Annotated in this window: 21 protein-coding genes, 1 tRNA gene and 2 pseudogenes; 11 read left to right on the top strand and 13 right to left on the bottom strand. The window is 39.2% G+C overall.

The window, feature by feature from the left end:
* Window position 1 precedes the first annotated feature (1 nt).
* The 9 genes and pseudogenes from D0T84_RS00260 to D0T84_RS00220 form a co-directional block, all read right to left on the bottom strand.
* Window positions 2-484: a hypothetical protein gene (locus D0T84_RS00260; RefSeq protein WP_163304709.1), complete on the bottom strand. Its 483-nt coding sequence runs from the start codon at window positions 482-484 to the stop codon at window positions 2-4.
* Between the two features lie 12 nt (window positions 485-496).
* On the bottom strand, window positions 497-1,090 hold the full coding sequence (locus D0T84_RS00255; RefSeq protein ID WP_163304707.1) for a hypothetical protein: 594 nt from the start codon (window positions 1,088-1,090) through the stop codon (window positions 497-499).
* 46 nt (window positions 1,091-1,136) lie between these two features.
* Window positions 1,137-2,129, bottom strand: a pseudogene (locus tag D0T84_RS00250) (fusion protein).
* Window positions 2,130-2,148: 19 nt separating this feature from the next.
* Entirely contained in the window at window positions 2,149-2,385 is a 237-nt protein-coding gene (locus tag D0T84_RS00245; RefSeq protein WP_185155664.1) for a hypothetical protein, read from the bottom strand.
* Between the two features lie 421 nt (window positions 2,386-2,806).
* Window positions 2,807-3,334 (bottom strand): hypothetical protein, encoded by a 528-nt coding sequence (locus D0T84_RS00240; protein WP_163304705.1) that lies wholly within the window; start codon window positions 3,332-3,334, stop codon window positions 2,807-2,809.
* 22 nt (window positions 3,335-3,356) lie between these two features.
* Window positions 3,357-3,776: a virulence RhuM family protein gene (locus D0T84_RS00235; RefSeq protein WP_163304703.1), complete on the bottom strand. Its 420-nt coding sequence runs from the start codon at window positions 3,774-3,776 to the stop codon at window positions 3,357-3,359.
* A 6-nt stretch (window positions 3,777-3,782) separates the two neighbouring features.
* Window positions 3,783-4,313: an ORF6N domain-containing protein gene (locus tag D0T84_RS00230; RefSeq protein ID WP_163304701.1), complete on the bottom strand. Its 531-nt coding sequence runs from the start codon at window positions 4,311-4,313 to the stop codon at window positions 3,783-3,785.
* Between the two features lie 11 nt (window positions 4,314-4,324).
* Window positions 4,325-5,557, bottom strand: a complete 1,233-nt coding sequence (locus tag D0T84_RS00225; protein WP_163304699.1) for a site-specific integrase — start codon at window positions 5,555-5,557, stop codon at window positions 4,325-4,327.
* A 270-nt stretch (window positions 5,558-5,827) separates the two neighbouring features.
* Window positions 5,828-5,912: transfer RNA gene (locus tag D0T84_RS00220), tRNA-Ser, on the bottom strand.
* Between the two features lie 279 nt (window positions 5,913-6,191).
* Here D0T84_RS00220 and D0T84_RS00215 point away from each other — a divergent pair.
* From D0T84_RS00215 to D0T84_RS00165, 11 genes and pseudogenes are all read left to right on the top strand, one after another.
* The gene (locus tag D0T84_RS00215; protein ID WP_163304697.1) at window positions 6,192-6,806 is read left to right on the top strand and encodes a TetR/AcrR family transcriptional regulator; all 615 of its coding nucleotides are present in this window, start codon (window positions 6,192-6,194) and stop codon (window positions 6,804-6,806) included.
* Window positions 6,807-6,877: 71 nt separating this feature from the next.
* Window positions 6,878-7,180, top strand: coding sequence for a hypothetical protein (locus D0T84_RS00210; RefSeq protein WP_163304695.1), 303 nt, complete (start codon window positions 6,878-6,880; stop codon window positions 7,178-7,180).
* Between the two features lie 14 nt (window positions 7,181-7,194).
* Complete coding sequence (locus tag D0T84_RS00205) at window positions 7,195-8,103, top strand: phospholipase A (protein WP_163304693.1); 909 nt, start codon at window positions 7,195-7,197, stop codon at window positions 8,101-8,103.
* A gap of 1 nt (window position 8,104) precedes the next feature.
* Window positions 8,105-8,542, top strand: a complete 438-nt coding sequence (locus tag D0T84_RS00200) for a co-chaperone YbbN (RefSeq protein ID WP_163304691.1) — start codon at window positions 8,105-8,107, stop codon at window positions 8,540-8,542.
* 25 nt (window positions 8,543-8,567) lie between these two features.
* Window positions 8,568-9,515: a 3-oxoacyl-ACP synthase III family protein gene (locus D0T84_RS00195; protein WP_163304690.1), complete on the top strand. Its 948-nt coding sequence runs from the start codon at window positions 8,568-8,570 to the stop codon at window positions 9,513-9,515.
* A 24-nt stretch (window positions 9,516-9,539) separates the two neighbouring features.
* A pseudogene (locus D0T84_RS00190) lies at window positions 9,540-10,445 on the top strand (UDP-3-O-acyl-N-acetylglucosamine deacetylase); the annotation flags it as partial.
* 89 nt (window positions 10,446-10,534) lie between these two features.
* Window positions 10,535-10,741: a hypothetical protein gene (locus D0T84_RS00185; RefSeq protein WP_163304686.1), complete on the top strand. Its 207-nt coding sequence runs from the start codon at window positions 10,535-10,537 to the stop codon at window positions 10,739-10,741.
* A 33-nt stretch (window positions 10,742-10,774) separates the two neighbouring features.
* A complete protein-coding gene (locus tag D0T84_RS00180; protein WP_163304684.1) occupies window positions 10,775-10,999 on the top strand; it encodes a winged helix-turn-helix domain-containing protein in 225 nt (74 codons plus the stop codon).
* A 169-nt stretch (window positions 11,000-11,168) separates the two neighbouring features.
* Window positions 11,169-12,275 carry a PCMD domain-containing protein gene (locus tag D0T84_RS00175; protein WP_163304682.1) on the top strand — a complete coding sequence of 369 codons (1,107 nt, stop codon included), beginning with the start codon at window positions 11,169-11,171 and terminating at the stop codon, window positions 12,273-12,275.
* A 14-nt stretch (window positions 12,276-12,289) separates the two neighbouring features.
* On the top strand, window positions 12,290-13,051 hold the full coding sequence (locus D0T84_RS00170; protein ID WP_163304680.1) for a porin family protein: 762 nt from the start codon (window positions 12,290-12,292) through the stop codon (window positions 13,049-13,051).
* Window positions 13,052-13,075: 24 nt separating this feature from the next.
* Window positions 13,076-14,074: a DUF3667 domain-containing protein gene (locus D0T84_RS00165; RefSeq protein ID WP_163304678.1), complete on the top strand. Its 999-nt coding sequence runs from the start codon at window positions 13,076-13,078 to the stop codon at window positions 14,072-14,074.
* Here D0T84_RS00165 and D0T84_RS00160 read toward each other — a convergent pair.
* The 4 genes from D0T84_RS00160 to nadA all read right to left on the bottom strand — a co-directional run bounded on the left by D0T84_RS00160 (window position 14,071) and on the right by nadA (window position 19,112).
* A complete protein-coding gene (locus D0T84_RS00160) occupies window positions 14,071-15,123 on the bottom strand; it encodes a winged helix DNA-binding domain-containing protein (protein WP_163304676.1) in 1,053 nt (350 codons plus the stop codon). The genes D0T84_RS00165 and D0T84_RS00160 overlap by 4 nt on opposite strands.
* A gap of 15 nt (window positions 15,124-15,138) precedes the next feature.
* Entirely contained in the window at window positions 15,139-16,005 is an 867-nt protein-coding gene (gene nadC / locus D0T84_RS00155) for a carboxylating nicotinate-nucleotide diphosphorylase (protein ID WP_163304674.1), read from the bottom strand.
* Complete coding sequence (gene nadB, locus D0T84_RS00150; protein WP_163304672.1) at window positions 15,992-17,575, bottom strand: L-aspartate oxidase; 1,584 nt, start codon at window positions 17,573-17,575, stop codon at window positions 15,992-15,994. The genes nadC and nadB overlap by 14 nt, the downstream gene beginning before the upstream one ends.
* Window positions 17,576-18,107: 532 nt before the next feature.
* Window positions 18,108-19,112 (bottom strand): quinolinate synthase NadA, encoded by a 1,005-nt coding sequence (nadA, locus tag D0T84_RS00145; protein WP_163304662.1) that lies wholly within the window; start codon window positions 19,110-19,112, stop codon window positions 18,108-18,110.
* Window positions 19,113-19,191 lie beyond the last annotated feature (79 nt).

Genomic DNA, 19,191 nt, shown 5'->3' with positions numbered 1-19,191 from the left:
GTCATTTTGTAATATATTGATATTCTTTAATATAATCCTGTTCTTTTAGCCACTTGATTAGGTTCTCCATATTATATTCGGAGGTAATGATTGCCGAATCCCTTGAAAATTGAGTGAAACGACTGCTTTCGTAGTTGTCTATCCACTCTTTGAGGTTTACTGCTCCCCAAGTACTGTAATCCTGTGCAAACATTCGGTCAATCTCGGCTATCTCTTTGTTGAACTCCACCACGATAGTTTGGTATTTGTCGTCAATGATTTCAAGATGATGTAGTGAGCCGAACTCGTCGTGTAGGCGTGCGGAACTCCAATCGCTTTTGTAGGTATGATTTCCCCACCTATGTGGTTTATCGAAACGCACCTTTACCTCTGCTGTGTATTCGGTTATCTTGATTTCTTCGATAATGCCTGTTACCATTAAGCCTGTAAAAATGCTCTTACAACGCTTGCCTATAATACTATCGTTTACTTCTGTTGTTTTCATATCTATTGTTGATTAAAAGAATGATAATGTTAATTGTACTGCTTTGCGTCCTGTGATTTCATCAAACAGGCTTTTCGCTTGTTTCAAAACGGATATAGCGTATTTGTCGGTCTTACTGCTGTCTTTGTCAAGTCCTTTCATCATTTCATTGAGGGCTGCGGTAAGGCAATCTTTTCGATTGTCGAATATCTTACCCCATACGCCTAAGCCATAACCTGCTCCGCCAGTGCTGTAAGAATAACTCATTCCGTATGTCCATTTTCCGTTTAAGCCTTTACCCAGTGTAATATGGTTGCTTACCGCCCAACCGTCCCGATGGGGGAATTGTATTTCTTCACGTTCCAAAAAATCAGGTCTTTCCAACCAACCATATTCGTTAAATCCCTTTTTGGTAAAGCCGAATAGCAAATGTTTTTCATACTCCCGTTTATTCATTAATAACTGGCGTGGGGTATCTCCAAAACTCTCGTATTCCTCAATTATAGCCCTGTCGTTATGTCTTAGTGCGTTCAGATATACGGCTACATTGTGGCGTTCTACCCTGCAAAAATTGATATCCTGTATCTTTTGTAATTTTTCGTATGCTGATAAATCTTTGTATTTCATGACCATTCTTTTGTGGGGCAGGGTTACTGCCCCGTGTTACTACTTATTAATCCAATCCGAAATAATACGCTAACCGTTGTTCCTGTGATTTCGGAAAAATCCAACCTGCTAACTTCTTGCCGTTGAATGTCAATCAGCTGTTGAAGCGTCCGCCCATTGCTTTGAGTTCGTCTTTTATGGCTCTCGTTTCTCCGAATACCGCTACCGCTTTGGCTGAATACTCTACCAATGTGCAACCGCCTTTGCTTTCTTCTGTCGGCTTACTGGGTGGCATTGTGTCGGATTTGCTGATATGTATGTTATCGTCATTCCCTGCTGTGTATGCAAAATCTTCAATCGTGCGTTTACGGTCATATACAGGCACTTTTTCGATTATCCAACCGCAGTATTTGCTTTCGCCTAAATAGTAGCCGTCGCCCATACTGTATTTTTCACGGTGTTCGTAGTCCTCGTTAGGTTCGGCTAAATAGGCGGTTTCATCAAAGTTGGATGCGTGTTTGCGCATTTCGGAAAAGATGTCCCTTTTGTGTTTGGAAAAGCCTATAATAACCGTCCTTTGTGTGCTGTGTGCATAGTAGTCGGTCATTCGGTCGCTGTCGTCTTGCTTCAATCGTGCCACGATAACGCCTAAAGCATCTTCGGGGAATATCTCGGCAAAGCGTTTACGCCCGATTTCCTTAACCTGCTCTACTCTGGTTTTTTCCTGTTCGGCTTCGTCTTCTTCTGCTTTCTTCTGTTTCTGTGCTTGCTGAAGAAGCATTGCAACTTCAAAACTGTCTATAAATTCAGGGTTCTCGCTGTCATAGTAATAACCAATACCGAATTTTTCATTCAATGGTCTGATAATGTCGGCTGTATGAAAATCCTTTGTCCGCAGGTTAATCAACTTGTAAGCAATGCCCCAATCGTTTTTACGGATTTCATACACTACATATCTGTCATAGCTGTAACCCTCCATTCGGATAACCTGATTGACTTCTACCACTTGTTTGGCTCTGTCTATCTCCTTGTTTGCTCCTAATAAAAATACTTTGCTCATAACTCTAAATTTTAAGGGATTATAAAAAGGTCAGCATTGCGAGAATAAAGAGGATTATAGCACCCAAACCCACGAAGAAGGAGAGGATACCCCGAATAACAGGAAGAAAGAGATACAAGCCCACTAAAGTCCAAATAAACCCTGTTCCCCACACACAGAAGCCCAAAACCGCCAAAACGATTTTTACAACCAATTTTATGCTAATTGGAAGGTAGGCTGTCGGTCGTTGTTTCCTATTTTTTTCTATACTTCTCATAATTTCTGACTTTTTTTTTATGCCGTATCGGAGCCGGTGAGGTGTGATCGAGTTTCAGGTGCAATTAGAAAGTAGTGTTTAGCCACTGCCAGTTTTTTACGAATAAATACGCTCGCCTGAAGAATGAGGGAAAGAGGAAGATTTTTCGTAAAACCCTTGCGGCTTGAACTTGCTGTGGCGTTAAGAACACGGAAATACTTTCGCAACTGATACTCGATTACTCCGAGCCGCTTTCCGTGGCTTAGTAGCTAAATGAGGAAGGAATTATACCGAGGGAAGTGTAGAAAAAAGAAAATTGAGTTTGATATACTTTGCGTTTATCATCATAAAACGCTGCACTTTCCCCACAGAAAGGAAAGCTATAAACATAAAAAAAGCCTGTATCATTTTGACACAGGCTCATTCGTATTATTGGTAATTATTATATTCCTTTTTTACCGTAGCATTTACTACCGTCAGGGGATAGATAGAAATTGAATGTTTCTTCTTTCGGAGTTCCCGACAGTTGAACAGAATACTTGCACCTGACAATGACTGCAAGTACATCATTTGCGTTTCTGCTGTCATATCCTTGCAAGTTATCAGGAACAAGGTTTTTAAGCGAATCTATACGGGTGTTCATTACGGCGATATCAGCATTATACTTGTCAATATCGCTTTGTTTTTTAGTTTGAGCCAATAAATCTTCGCTCATTTTTCTTGCAAGTTCAATACGACTAATAACAGATTGTTTTTCCTTTCTGAACTCATCGGTAAGATAAGCAACACTATCAGCAACCGTAACATTTCCAGTTTCGTTCAATTCAACAATTTTGAAGTTGAGATTTTCTTTTGTATCACTACCTTTTAACAGGTTATCAGTAATGGTTTTTTCATAATTACTCGTTGATGAGTTTGAACCGCAGGAAACCATAAAAACAGCGATAAGTAAATAAAATACGTGTTTCATATCTGAATGTATTAAGAGTTTATTAATTCATTGAAATAGCCGGAAGTTTTGAATGCAGGTTATATACTATCAGAACTTCAGTTGATTTTTTATTATCATTTCGGGTATATTCGGTTAATGCTTTCATTACCCATTCCCGAAATGCTTTTGCTTCAAAAGATGCTACACGGTAGCTGACAAATATCAATGCTTCAAGATTATACAGTACCGTTTCACATGAGCGCCCATTATTCTCGAATTTATGTATTCGGGTAACATCTTCTTCACGAAGTAAGCCTGATTTGAATATGCTCCGAAGGTTGTTACCAATCGTATTGACGAACACATTAAACAAATCGGCAACCTCATGTTTCGTTAGCCACAGGGTGCAATTTACGAGTTTTGCTTCAACAATTAGTTGATTTTCATCGTTTTCTTTAATTTTGATATATCCTCGTTCCATATTTTGCTATTCTTCATCATATTTAACATTAAAGCCTATACGCTTACGGGGCATATTTTCCTGTTCTTTTTGTGATGCCAGTTCGGTAAGAGCCTGATAAATATCGCTGAACTGCATATTTGTTTCTATCATAAATTCGTCCAATTTACGATTTAATTCTGCATAACCGAGTGCATATTGGCGTAAAGCAACAAAAGCCCGCATAATAGATATATTTACCTGAATAGCTTTCTTACTTTTCAATACGGATGAAAGCATAGCCACTCCGAGTTCCGGGAACGCCATTATAAAGGAAGAGCCGACGTTGTATCCGGGGGGTATCACATTTTGTGACACCCCTAATTTGATTACTTCGTCGCTTTCTTCCCGTGTCAATTCAAACATGAAGTCAGGAGCCGGAAACCTGTCTATATTTCGTTTGACTGCCTGTTTTAAGGCTCTTGTTTCAACTTCATACAATTTTGCGAGGTCATAATCCAACATGACACGCACACCTCTGATATCGTATATCTTATTTTGAATGATTTGTAGTTCCATGATATTATTATTTATTGATTAACTACTAATTTATCCTCCATGCTTTTAACTTTTCCGGCAAAAGCATTCATATCGTGGCTTATTTTTGAATCAGTTATTCTCGCATAAATTTGAGTTGTTCTTATATTAGTATGCCCTAACATTTTACTAACACTTTCGATAGAAACGCCCTTACTAAGTGTCAGAGTAGCAAATGTATGGCGTGCAAGATGGAATGAAATTTCCTTATCAATCCCACATAATGTGCCGATTTCCTTCAGGTAAGCGTTCATCTTTTGATTACTTGGTACAGGGAGTATTCGGTTATCCGGCAAAGTGCCTTCATATTTTTCTAATATTCTTTTGGGAATATCAAGTAAGGGGATTGAAAACGTTACATCTGTTTTTTCTCTTTTACCAATAATCCACAGATTACCGTCGAATGAGGTTCGAATGTTTTCTTTGCGCAATTTCTTTACATCTATATATGCTAATCCGCAAAAACAAGAAAACACAAAAATATCACGCACGTGTTCCAATCGTTTTGTAGAAAACCTTTTTTCCATTATAGATTCGACTTCCTCTTGTGTCAGATAGCCTCTATCTACTTTCTTAATACGAATTTTGTAATTGACAAATGGATCAGCTTTAATCCAGTCATTGTTTTTTGCGATAATGACGATGCGCTTGAAAAACTGCATGAACTTGGCTGTTGTATTTGAACTGCAGCCACAGGTAGTTTGTAAATAGACTTCAAAATCTGTAATAAAGAGGTAGTCAATTTCTTTTAATCCCACATCCGAGCGATTGTATTTCTCCTTAATAAAGTTGGTTAGATGTTTACGTGTTACCTCATATTTCTGATAAGTAGCCTTTGATTTGCTTATGCCCACCAATCTTTCAACATCGTCATTATGCTTTTTAAATAAGTCTAAAAGCATCTGTTGTTTAATTTCTACTCCAAAGAAGATGTTTTTAATACGTTCAGGGCTTACGGTAGTTTCCCGTTCCTGTAATTCACGGTAGATCTTTGTCATAGTAGCCTTGATACTTTCAAGGATACCGTTGAGTTCTATTACTTCTTGTGTTTTGCCGACAGCTTTTCCTGATTTCGTATCCCAGATTTTGGGATTGACTTCTGTTTTTGCTCCAAACTGAACAGCTTCTCCATTGACGGTAATCCGTCCCATAATCGGCATTTTGCCATTTGCTTTTACTGCATTCCTTTTAACATAGAAAAGGATGTTGAATGTACTCTTTTGCATAACTCAAAATTTAATTTCAAAATTAGTTTTAACAATCAAATAATGAGATAAATACAGACTGCCAATAATGGACAACACACTGCCAATTTCGGACAATTCGTAACCTATTTCTAATTTTGGAGAGTAGGTTACGAATTGGTTACGCAACTATGTCCAAAATTGGCTTTTTTATGGCTTTACACCCAGACACTCTTAAATGCAAAAAGTCCCACAAATCATTGATTTGTAGGACTTGTCTGCTGTTTGTCGCCTTTTGTCTTAGGCTTTCAGCGGAGAGAGAGGGATTCGAACCCCCGGAACCTCGCAGTTCAACGGTTTTCAAGACCGCCGCAATCGACCACTCTGCCATCTCTCCAGTACAATACTTTTCTTCAAAAGCGATGCAAATGTATGTCTTTTTTTTGTTTTTGCAAACAATTCCGACAACTTTTATTTGCTCTTTTTATAATGAGCTCAAAATCAGACAATATTAATTTGATAAAATTTGAATTTAAAGGCAGCATCTTTCTATCTCCATATATTACTTATTTTTCAATAGATTTTTTAACATAAAATCTATTGCTGATTTTAATAAAATACTCATCTTTGCATAGTGAACGATTGTTCACATTTAACAAATCCATTTACAAATAATATGAAGTACAGTAGAGAATACATATTGAGACGGGCATTCGACGTATTTATGAATAAAGGATACGACAGCGCTTCAATATCTGTATTACAGGAAGAATTAAACATGTCGCGGGGGGCTCTGTATCGCTATTTCAAAAATAAAGAGGAATTATTTAATGCCGTTATCGATGATTATTTCTTTAGGCTATTTGATAAGATCCTTCAGAATATAAGAGACGACAGAACACTTGCTGAATATATCGAAATAATGTACAGACGCCAGAAGTTTATTATTAACGCATTTACGAGAGCAGGTGTTACCCATACCTTCTTTCTTAATTATACCGCACTTATGATACAGGCCGCAAAACATTACCCTAACTTTATTCATCGTTTCAAAATCATCAATGGACGATTACTTGATAATTGGCGAAATGCAATAAAGAACAGCATCGAAGCTGGTGAAGTAAAAAGCGATGTTGACGTCGATATCATGGCTATTATATTCAACAACACCAATCTAAAAGAATCATCCGATAAACATTGCGAAGAAGCAAATTTTATCATAGATATAATAAAAGATATGGAGCGTAGAAAGCAAGTGATGGATTATTTATATAATCTGATAAAAACATGATCTTTTTTTAAACAAAAAATGTGAATGATTGTTCACTGTATTTAGGGGTGAAATATAAAAAACAAGACTATATGGCAGAAATAATTGCAATATTAACACAAAAAGGGAATTTAAGTAAGAACATTCAACATAACACTACTGTCAACCTTTTTGAACTGGAAAATGAAAAAGTTAAAGGCGTTGAAAGCCTGAAACTGGAAAATACGGAGAATAACTATTTTTCGCTACTGATGGCTCTAAAGAAAGTAAGCATTGTATATGCAGAATCTTTCAATACGGATCTAAAAAATATATTAAATAAAATAGGGATCAAAACTAAAAACAAGGAAGAATTGGAAGGTGATAAATTTATCAACCAATTTATTTTCGGGTAATAACATAAAAAATCATGTTGAGAAACTATTTATTCATATTATTTACCACATTATCCACTACTGCATTATTTGCCCAGAATGACACCGATTTAATGTATCTGGAAAACGATAGTATCCGTCAGATATATGACAGCGCTATGCAAGATCCGCATATATTTCGTCCAAAGCATTTGGCAATAACAGAAAAAGACGCTATAAAGATAGCAGACAGGATGCCTGCATTTGCTGTATACCGCGATACTTACTTTGTAACAGGAGTTCCGCTGAATAAGAAAATAGACAAAAATACAGCCGACGCATCTTTCCAGATAAGCATACGGCAACGGCTAACAAAGAGTATCCTGCCATTCAAGACATTTTTGTATCTGACCTACACTCAAAAATCATTTTGGGATATATATGCGGAGTCCAGCCCGTTTAAAGATACAAATTACAATCCGGGTATAGGATTAGGTAAATATATATTATATAAAGATCGCGTAGTAGGTGCCGCATTTGCCCAGATAAAACATGAATCGAACGGGCGTGATGGAGATGACTCGCGGAGCTGGAATTATCTGAGCTTGTCGATGAAATACTATTTCAATGCGCGATTCAATGTTTCCGGAGAAGTATGGATTCCTTATGTAGATGGAGGAAACAATAAAGACTTATTGGATTACAGAGGCTTAGGCTTTGTCTCCATAAATTATACGAGCAATAAACATAAGTGGTGGTTGTCAGCGGATATTAACCCACGAAAGGGATGGGGAAATGTAAACACTACTTTGACAGCCTCATTCAGGATGTCCGAACGCTCCAATCAATACTTGTTTGCACGTTTCTATCAGGGATATGGAGAAAGCCTCCTCGATTATAATAGGTATGCGATGAACATAAGAGTAGGTATATGTATCAAACCGAACTTCTATAATTTCTTTTAATATGTTCAAACTAAAAGAATTTCGTTTTAAGACATGGCATTTCTGCCTGTTATTAGGCCTATTTCTCTTTGTAATCAACATAGTAGGCCCTATGACAATACAAGGCACATCCTACAATATGGATGAAGACATACATTTTGAAGAATTGAACGACCTGTCCGTATTGGATAAAGATTCTTCAAATATCGTATCTGTCATATTCTACAATGAAAATTCAGATATATGCAACAAGATGATGGATAATATAAGCAGGATTTCGAATCAGGATATTAAGTTTTACAGATCGGAAATCAACAAGAACCCTGAATTGTATACAAAATATAATGTATCGGGAGTACCAAGCATACTCGTATTCAAGGGTAATAAAGAGATAGACCGCATAATGGGAGTCGTTCCGACTACAAACCTAGAGATTATCTATAATAGAATAATGAAGTAAAACAGGCTAAATAATAGACACTAGTATGTATATAAATTCAATAGGATATTATATTCCGGAAAAAAGGATTACCAACGATTACTTTTCCCAAACAAGCGGTCTTACCAATGATTGGATCGCTCAACGGACAGGTATCAAGACCCGGTCCAGAGCTTCCGAAAAAGAGACTTTGGATTATATGAGCAGCCAGGCTGTAATGAATGCATTGCCTAAGCTACCCTATAATATAGAAGATGTAGATCTGATAATTTTTGCATCATATACCCCTTCGGATACAATTGCCACAACAGGACATCAGATCCAACGTGAGTATAACATCGAAAATGCAAAAGTCTTTCTTATATCATCCGCCTGCTCATCGGCTATTAATGCGATGGAGATTATATATTCATTCCTTACAACGCAAATTGCAGAAAAAGCATTACTAATATGTGCTGACCGGAATTCAACCTATTCTGACGATACAGATTGTATGTCAGGGCACCTATGGGGCGATGGAGCGACCGCATATTTCTTTTCGGATAAGTCCTATTCTAAAAAAGACCCGGAAATACTGGATATTACGACACAAGGCCTCGGACACATAGGCCAGGGGCCCAAAGGTGTTTACCTCGATCCTAAAAATGGCGGATTGAAAATGCCTCATGGAAAAGATGTCTTTATGCAGGCTTGCACATACATTGTACAGAATACAAAGGATATAGTAGAGCTAAACGGATACTCACTGGACGACCTTACTTTCTTCATTGGGCATCAGGCCAATATGAGAATTCTTAAAAATGTGATCAAACAGCTGGACATGAAAGAAGAAATCCTATTATCTAATATCGAAGAATTAGGTAACACAGGCTCAGCTAGCGCTCTTCTGGTTTTTGCGCAGAACATAGATAAATACACATCCGGAAATCTGATATGTTTATCAGTCTTCGGCGGAGGATATTCCACAGGTTCGTGCCTTGTGAAAATACCCTGAAATATAAATAAAACAAAGATCATTATGGTTAATCAACGTACTTTAAAAAGCTGCTTTTCCCTGGAAGGTAAAGGACTGCACACAGGGTTAAAAATTCATTTAACATTTAATCCTGCCCCTGAAAATCATGGGTATAAAATCAGACGTGTAGATGTACCGGGACAGCCAATCATTGACGCTTTAGCTGAAAATGTGACAGGAACGCAAAGAGGTACTGTCCTCTCGGCAAACGGCGTGCAGGTGAGCACAGTGGAACATGCCATGGCAGCACTGTATGCTTGCGAAATAGACAATTGCTTAATCGACGTAGACGGACCCGAGTTCCCCATTCTGGATGGCAGCTCTATCCTATTTGTCAGCAAAATAAAAGAAGTAGGCACCCAGCAACAAAGTGCCATCAGGGAATATATTTCGATCAAACGGAAGAAGATCAAAGTAGTAGATAAGACAACAGGGTCTTCAATGCTGCTTGTACCGGACGAATCATTCAGCATACAATCACAGATAGCGTTCAACTCTACATTCTTAAGAAGGCAGGATGCGACAATGAATGACATCTCTGAATTTACAAAAGATTTCGCTTCTGCCAGAACATTCGTATTTGTAAAAGAGATAGAGCCTCTGCTTAATAGCAACCTTGTAAAAGGCGGCGATTTGGACAATGCTATCGTAATATATGACAAGCCGATAGAACAGCAAAAATTCGATCAGCTGGCTGATATGATGGGTACTAAAAGGAAAGATTCATCCAAACTGGGGTATATTATGAACAAGCCCCTACTCTACCCTAACGAACCGGCAAGGCATAAACTGTTGGACATAATCGGAGACCTGGCATTAGTAGGGCATTTTATCAAGGGTAAAGTTATCGCCAACTGCCCCGGCCATAAAATAAACAATCTGTTTGCCAGAGCTATCAGGGAAGCTGTGTATCCAAACATAAAGGAAGAAGTGCCTATGATGGTTGGCGAAGCAGTTCATGCAGGTTATTATTCATGGAGCCGTTAATCAGATGAAAGATGAAGGACATCTTCATTTTTATATATAATAACAAAATAGTGCTGATAGGTATCCTGCTGGGCATTATAGCAGGATATACCTATTGGTATTATGTTACCTGTTATTGGGGCACGTACCCGCTCTCGGCCGAATGGTGGGTAAATTGCGGGCTGGGCGCGATACTCGGAGGACTATTCGCTACATTGTACAACAGAGAAGAAGCGTAGTACAATTTTATCCCAACTAAAAACCAACACATTATGCTAAAAAAGGATATTGGAATCAATGCGGGTGCAATATGGAGATACTTATCAGAAAAAGGCAGGTTATCGATAAAGGAAATCGAAGAGTTAACGAACTACAAGGATTCGTTTATACTACTTGCTTTGGGTTGGTTGTCGAGAGAAAATAAAATAAAATTCTCAAACGACAATGATAATTTGTATGTAGAGCTTATTAGCGATCCATCAGAGATTTATTATTAAGTTTCACTCACATTGTCTATCAAAACTTTGTCTATTCATCTTCAGTTGAGATGATATCCTGCTTACTGAAGCCTCCCATTATATTAAAATCTGTTAATTAGATAATCGGGAAACTTCAGCCTTAAAATCATTATGTACCTTTGACCGCGTATAATTTAATTATTGCTTTATGAGACTTAATCCTTTCCTGTTATATATCATTATAATATTGGGAGCCACATCTTGTATTAAAGACGAAGCCCTTAACATGGAAGCTGATATTATAGATATGAGTGTAGATGACGATACGTATATTACACGTGCCATATCCGAACATACCGTACAACTGATCGTATCGGAAAAAGCCGATTATAGCCGCATCGTACCTGTCATCGAAGTTAGTCCGGGAGCGACTATACAGCCTGCATCGGGTGTCGCGCAGGATTTCTCAAACGACAAGCAGGTTAAATATACCGTAACCTCCGAAGACGGCAGGTATTATAAAGAATACACGGTAACCGTGTCGTCCAAGATCAGCCTGAAACATACATTTGAGGACTGGACTACAATGGGCACAGAAAAAGCTCCTTATCCGGTATTAAGTGATTTACTTTGGAGTAACGCCAACTCCGGCCTGGCTATTCTGGTGGGAACAGGCGCTCTTATTATCGACCAGTATCCTACTGATAAAACAACAGACTGTGTCAATGGCCAATACGGCACAGTATTGCAAACGATAAAAGGAACTACTATTTTCGGCAAAGATTATCCGATCTTTGCAGGTAATCTTTTCAGGGGAGCATTCTCGGCAAACATGTCGAATCCTTTGTTATCACTTAAATTAGGACAAGCCCACCCTATAGAGAACGGAAGGCCGATCATGTTTAACGGATACTATAAATATACTCCTGGCGAGGTGTTTACCGGTACCAATGGAGAAGTGATACCGCACAGGACAGACTCACTGTCCATGTACGCTACATTATTTAAAGTTACCAAAGGGGCTGCTGCCAACGAAGAATATCTCGACGGGGAAACAATAATAACCTCCGATCGTGTTGTCTGCACAGCCAGATGGGCATTAAAAGCCAAAGATATGGTAGAAACCCCTGCTATAAACGGATTTACTAAATTCTCCATACCATTCAAATATACCGAAAGTTTAGATTTTACCAAAAATGATTATCGCCTTACCATTGTATTGTCATCCAGCAAAGACGGTAACGAATATCAGGGCGCGGTAGGCAGTAAACTGGTAGTAGATGATTTAGAGGTTATATGTGATCCGGTAAATTAAATTGAAATTATCGTATGAAATTAAAATATAATATAATAGCCCTGTTTGCAGCATTATTCTTTTATACTGGTGTATCGGCTCAGGATACAGATAAAAAGACATTGGATTTAAGCTTTCTGTTAGGTTTCAACTTTGGAGCAACAGCTCCGATGCCTATTCCGGCCGAGGTAAGAGAAATAAACAGCTATAATCCTAAGATTAATCCCCAGATAGGGCTTAATATAGTTTACAACCTCACTGACAAATGGGGCGTAGGCACCGGGCTTACACTCGACTGGAAAGGTATGAGGGTCACAGACCACGTAAAGTACATGTACACAAGTGTTACGCTGGCTGACGGCGGAGATAAGCTGACAGGATATTTTGTCGGGAAAAACAAGACAAACGTAGATATGACTTATCTTACAGTTCCCGTATACGCTACTTATACGTTCAACCCCAAATGGCAGGCAAGACTGGGGATATATGCGGCAAAAACACTTTCTTCGACATTCGACGGCAGTGTCAATGACGGATATATAAGAATAGATTCGCCGGTAGGACAAAAACAGGAAATAACAGGAGATGGCGCCACCTTCGACTTCAGTGACGATACGCGCGATTACGATTTCGGTTTATTAGGAGGTGCAGAATTCAGGTTGAATAATAGAATCGGATTTTATGGAAGCCTTTCATGGGGTTTAATGCCTTATTTCTATTCGGGTTCGAATCCGATCAAATTTAAATTGCGAAATACATACGGAACTATCGGCATCACTTACCGCCTCAGTAAGTAAGTAAGTAACGCCTTCTTAAAAACTATGAGTAAACATAAAATAAGAAAGAATAAGGTTTGCCAGAACTGCGGCGCTTTTGTTGAAAGTAACTTTTGTCCTAAATGCGGGCAGGAAAACAGCGAAAGCAGGCAATCTTTCCATCATTTGTTCACTCACTTCATTTTCGATTTTATACATTATGACAGTTCTTTCTGGCGAACAACAAAACTACTGTTCCTATCTCCGGGAAAACTGTCGGTAGAATATATGAAGGGTAAAAGGAAATCGTATGTGAATCCTTTTACCCTCTATATATTTATAAGCTTCGCCGCTTTTTTCATTCCAACCCTTTTGCCTACGATATCTGATGCCGACGGCAAAAAAACAGAAAAGGTAGCGCAACACAATAAAGGCGGTAAACAGCTAGAGAACAACGACATAACTACACAAACAGACAACGATGATGAAATAGAACTATTCGATGATACATCTGCTGAAGAAGTGGCTTTCAAGCTGGATTCTCTATACCGGACGAGATCAGCTGAAAAACAAATAATAAGCCCTGATAATAAGGTATATAAGACATTGTTAGCTATGCTGGCAAATATAAAAGACAAAGACAGGCTAGATAAGGCGATCGATTTTTTTACCCACAATATACCTAAAGTTCTATTTGTATATATGCCCTTTTTCGCTTTCTGGCTTTGGGTATTCCACAATAAAAAGAAACGTTATTATTTCGACAGCGGGATATTCACGCTACACTTTTTCTCCGTAGTATTGCTTACGATATCTATCGGTTATATTCTTATGTACCTGATAGAGTTGATAAACACTGACAGTGCCCTGCCGGAAGTATTACTATACAGTTTCTCTTTCTTTTATATAACTTTCTATTTTTTCAGGGGTAATCGTGTTTTTTATGGGGAAAGAAGAGCTGTATCCAATATCAAATCCTTCTTTCTTATGGGTATAAACACCTTCTTTATCGCCGTCACTTTTTTGCTATACCTTATGTTAGTAATATATCTCATATATGCTTAGAGCATATACGCCTTAAATCTTTCAGCCGCTTTACCGATCAGCTTCTCTGTAGATTTATTTACTGGTTCGAAGTATTCCGCAGTAATAATATCTTTCTTTGTAGAAGCCTTTTTCCATGAACCAATCGTTTTACCATCTTTGGATATAGAGGGCTGGAATATACCCGGGCTTGTGATAATCTTCTTATGATGGTCTGTATGAAGTGTCTCTTTACGATCTTTGTAACTAACTATAAATTCATCAAAGGCAGGCAATAAATTGATTAGATGCACCTCATCTGTAGGAACTGATTCTCTATGGAAAATATAGGTTTGCCCTCCTACCGGCTCTAATATAAAATCGTCCTTGATTAATTCCACAGCACGCCTGCAATCTGTAGTAGTCAAACCCGACCACCAGATAAAATCAGGAAGGGTTGCCGGGCCGTGGCTTCTGAAGTATTTATAGGCTAACTTATACAGGCACTCATCTTTATCGAAAGTATCCGTTGTCTTAGGCACCCGTTCTTCCAACAGAGCGTATGTTTGCTTTTTTCCTCTCATAGCGCCATTGCAGACCAGGCTGCTGGTTTCGGCCCTGAACATGATATGGTTAACCCTGCGGTTATCGGCCTCTATACCGGCATCGTTTATCGCATTCTTTAGTTCTTCGCGCGTTAGATGTGCATTGTCCCTGAGAGCCTTCTCTATTATAGAATTCGTTTTTTTTATCAAATCATCCGTTAAGCCCAATACCTTATCAGCCGAATTATTAGCCATTTTTACTCTGTGCGCGCTCAGATACAGCATCCAGTAAATATCGTCTTTGGACACAAAATGCCATGTAGGACGCAAGATATGTAAGCGTATAATATCGCCATCATCATATGATCTTTCAACATCCTTATTCGTTATGCCTTGTATACGGCAACCGATACCCCATTTAGCCATTTCATAATTCTGGGACTGCATAGCCCCCATCCACCCTACAAGCTTGTGAGGCTCTTTTATATCACTTCCTGCTAACTGCTGATTAGCCAGGCGTAACAATAATATTTCCTTATCTGTCATAAATTCAAATAGTTCCTAAAACGCTTTCAGGCTTAAATCAATATTTGGAGCAGAATAAATGATTGCCCCTGACGAAATATAATCGACTCCGGTTTTGGCAATGTCAGGTACCATATCTTCGGTTATGCCTCCCGACGCTTCTATCTTGGCTGCCCCGTTTATTAGCTGAACAGCTGCACTCATTTCGAACAGTGACATGTTGTCAAGCATGATAACATCGACAGCACCCGTTGCCAGAGCTTCTTTCACCTCATCCAGATTACGGGTTTCAACCTCTATTTGCAGATTCTTCCCTTTTTCTTTCAGGTATTTGACTGTCGCCTCCACCGCCTTGGTAATTCCTCCGGCATAATCGTTGTGGTTGTCTTTCAGCATAATCATATCGAAAAGCCCGAATCTGTGGTTTTTCCCTCCACCTATATTAACTGCCCATTTTTCACACATACGGAACATCGGCGCAGTTTTGCGTGTATCTAAAATACGGGTTTTGGTATCGGCCAATAGCTCAACCATGCGGTGCGTATATGTAGCGATACCGCTCATACGCTGCATACAATTGAGTACAAGGCGCTCCATAGTCAAAATAGACCGGGCAGACCCTGATACGATAAAAGCGATGTCGCCTTCCTTTACCTGATCGCCGTCTTTGTTGAACGTCTCTATTTCCAGATCTTTGTCGTAATAGTGAAAGATTTCCTGAGCCAGGTCTATACCTGCCAGTACACAGTCATGCTTTACTATCAGGCGGGCACGCTGTTTCAGGTTATCCGGCACACTGGCTAATGTAGAATGGTCGCCGTCTCCTATATCTTCTTTTATAGCCTGATCTATAAAGTTGTATAATCTCTCGTCGGTTACGTATGATGGTCTATTGTTTTTCATCTAAATCTTTATTATAAAATGTTCCTCTGTTTTCTGTCTGTTCTATGCTTTGGGTTATAATCAGGTATGCCACGCTGGCAAGGTTCCTCAATTCGGACAGTTGTGGCGAAAGTATCGAAAATTTATAGATTTCCTTTACCGATTTATAAATTTCTTCTTCTTTTTGCTTTGCCATTTTCAGGCGGGTATTACTACGTACAATACCTACCAGGTCACTCATCAGCGACTGTAATTCCTTACGGAGGTAATTGAGCAGAACCATTTCGTCATTCACTTCCATACCTTCCTCATTCCACTCCGGGATTTGATGAAGATGAGCATAGTTAAAATTATCATTGGTAAGCCGCTCTACTGTCTTTAGCGCCGCACGATGTGCAAAGACCAAAGCTTCGAGAAGCGAATTTGAAGCCAGGCGGTTTGCCCCGTGGAGTCCTGTATTGGAACATTCTCCCACAGCAAACATATTCTTAATCGTACTTTGACCGAATAAATCCACATCGATTCCGCCACACAGGTAATGGCTGGCCGGAACAACCGGTATCAGATCCCTGAACATATCCAATCCTGCATCTTTACATTGGTTATATATATTCGGAAAATGTTCCAGAAATTTTTGATGGTCAAGATGACGGCAATCGAGGCAGACATAGTCGTCGCCGCGTAATTTCATTTCACTATCTATCGCCCGTGCTACAATATCGCGGGATGCCAGTTCTTCACGGTCATCATATTTATGCATAAAAGGCTCTCCCGATGCAGTACGCAGCTTTGCCCCGAATCCCCTGACCGCTTCGGATATAAGAGGCAACTGCCCCGTCATATTACTGTAAAACGCCGTAGGATGGAATTGTATGAACTGCATATTGCTTATTTTCGCCTTAGCGCGATGAGCCAGACCGATACCATCTCCGGTGGCTATAATGGGGTTTGTAGTATTCTTGTACACATGCCCGCATCCTCCTGTTGCCATCAGCGTTATCTTAGCCGACATCTTTATTATACGGCTGCCTTTCATATCGAGCACATAAGCGCCGTAGCAATTCAGGTTATATTTATCCAACTCTGTATCAGGCACCTGATGCTCGGTAAGAAGGTCTATCACATAATGATGGTTAAGCAACTGCACGTTTTCGAGCCGCTCGATCGCTTTCAGCAAAGCACGCTCAATCTCCGCTCCCGTTATATCTTTATGATGAACCACACGGTTTTCGGTATGTCCGCCCTCACGCCCAAGATCGTAGCTATGAAACTCGTCCTTGTCGAAGTTAGCTCCCCACTCTACCATTTCGCGTATACGTTCGGGGCCTTCTTTTACTACTATTTCTACCGTTTCGCGTTTACACAACCCGTCTCCGGCACGCAATGTATCTTCGATGTGCTTATCGAAACTGTCCTTTTCAAAGTTTGTTACCACTGCAACACCACCCTGGGCATACTTAGTGCTCGACTCTTCATCGTCCGATTTTGTAATAATCGTAATCTTTGTGTCAGGTCTCTGTTGCGCAATTTTCAAGGCGTACGACAAGCCCGAAATTCCTGAGCCGATGACTAAAACATCTGTGTATATCATTCGATTTCGTAATGAATTTTAATTAAAATATAATTGCCCTTATCGTTTTTAAGCTATCAAAAACAGTAAAAAAGTAACTCTTAGTTTTGTCTTTGTGGGCTTGTTCTGCAATCTCCTAAAGATTACTACTCACTTGTTTAGAGAATCACATGCCTGGCTCGGGTAACAGTCCTTTGTCAAAAAAGTGACAAAAGTGACACTATTTTCATCGTTTTTCTTTGTTACCTTTTCTAACTTCTGAGTAACTGTTTAAATTTTATTCGTTCAAATTTTTAGAGATGCTTTTTTTACATACGCTTCGCTCCTGTGACCTCTGGTTGAGTTGAGAGAAAGGAAAAAACAGACTAAAACAGACTAAAAATGAACGAAGAAAAAGGTATAATAAAATATTCGTATAAAATTTAAACAGTTACTGAATATATCGAACACCTTTATAATAGATAAATTTACAGAAGTATTATCACTGTAATACACCTTATCTTTTATGTTGTTTTATACGATATTTTACCCTACCCATGTTACCCCGCCACCATTACTTTATTGCCTGCGACAGTTCCAGCATTTTATTTATCGGCCTCAGTGCTTTTATACGGATTTCTTCATCCATTAGTATTTCCGGCAGTTCGTACTTCATACACAGGTATAGCTTTTCCATTGTATTCAGTTTCATAAAATGGCATTCGCTGCAATTGCAGGTATCATCTGTCGTCAAGGCAGGGATAAGTGCCTTATTTGGGGCACGCTTGCGCATTTCATGCAATATCCCCTCTTCGGTAGCTACAATGAACTCCTGACTCTCGTCATTTACCACATAGTTCAACAGATTGGCTGTAGAACCTATATAGTGCGCTACCTGCAATACAGGTTTTTGCGCTTCGGGATGCGCGATAAGTTTCGCTTTCGGGTGGTCGAGCATTTGCTGTGCGATACGTTCCAGCGAAAATGCTTCGTGTACTATACAAGCCCCATCCCATAGTATCATATTACGGTCTGTAACCTGGTTGATGTACCGCCCCAGGTTTTTGTCGGGAGCAAAAATTATTTCCTGCTCTTTTGGTAACGAATTTATAATATGTTCAGCATTGGAAGAAGTAACGATAATATCGCTCTCTGCTTTAACACTTGAATCACAATTAATATAGCTTACAACTATCGCATTCGGGTATTTCTTTTTCATCTCACGAATGCCTTCTCCCGATGCCGAATCGGCCAGAGAGCATCCTGCCAGCAAGTCTGGTAAAACCACCTTCTTCGCAGGATTCAATATCTTAGCTGTTTCTGCCATAAAATGTACTCCGCAGAACACGATCATATCTGCCTCTGTTTTTTCCGCGGCGCGTGCCAACTGCAAGCTATCGCCCAAAAAATCGGCGATATCCTGTATATCCCCTGTCTGATAATAATGCGCCAGAATAATCGCATTCTTTTCTTTGCGCATTTTATTTATTTCTTCTATCAGGTTCATACCCTTCGGGATTTCCATATCCAGGTATCCTTTCGCAGGTAGTGCTGCAACCGCTTTGTCTAAAATTGTCATATACTACTATAGGTAAAAATTTAATTACATAGCAAAAATACTTATAAAAAGTGATTTAAACAGTTTCTTATAATACAAA

This window comes from Dysgonomonas sp. 521, assembly GCF_010501055.1.
In the GTDB taxonomy this organism is placed as follows: Bacteria; Bacteroidota; Bacteroidia; order Bacteroidales; family Dysgonomonadaceae; genus Dysgonomonas.
This window is presented reverse-complemented; position numbering and strand designations above follow the sequence as displayed.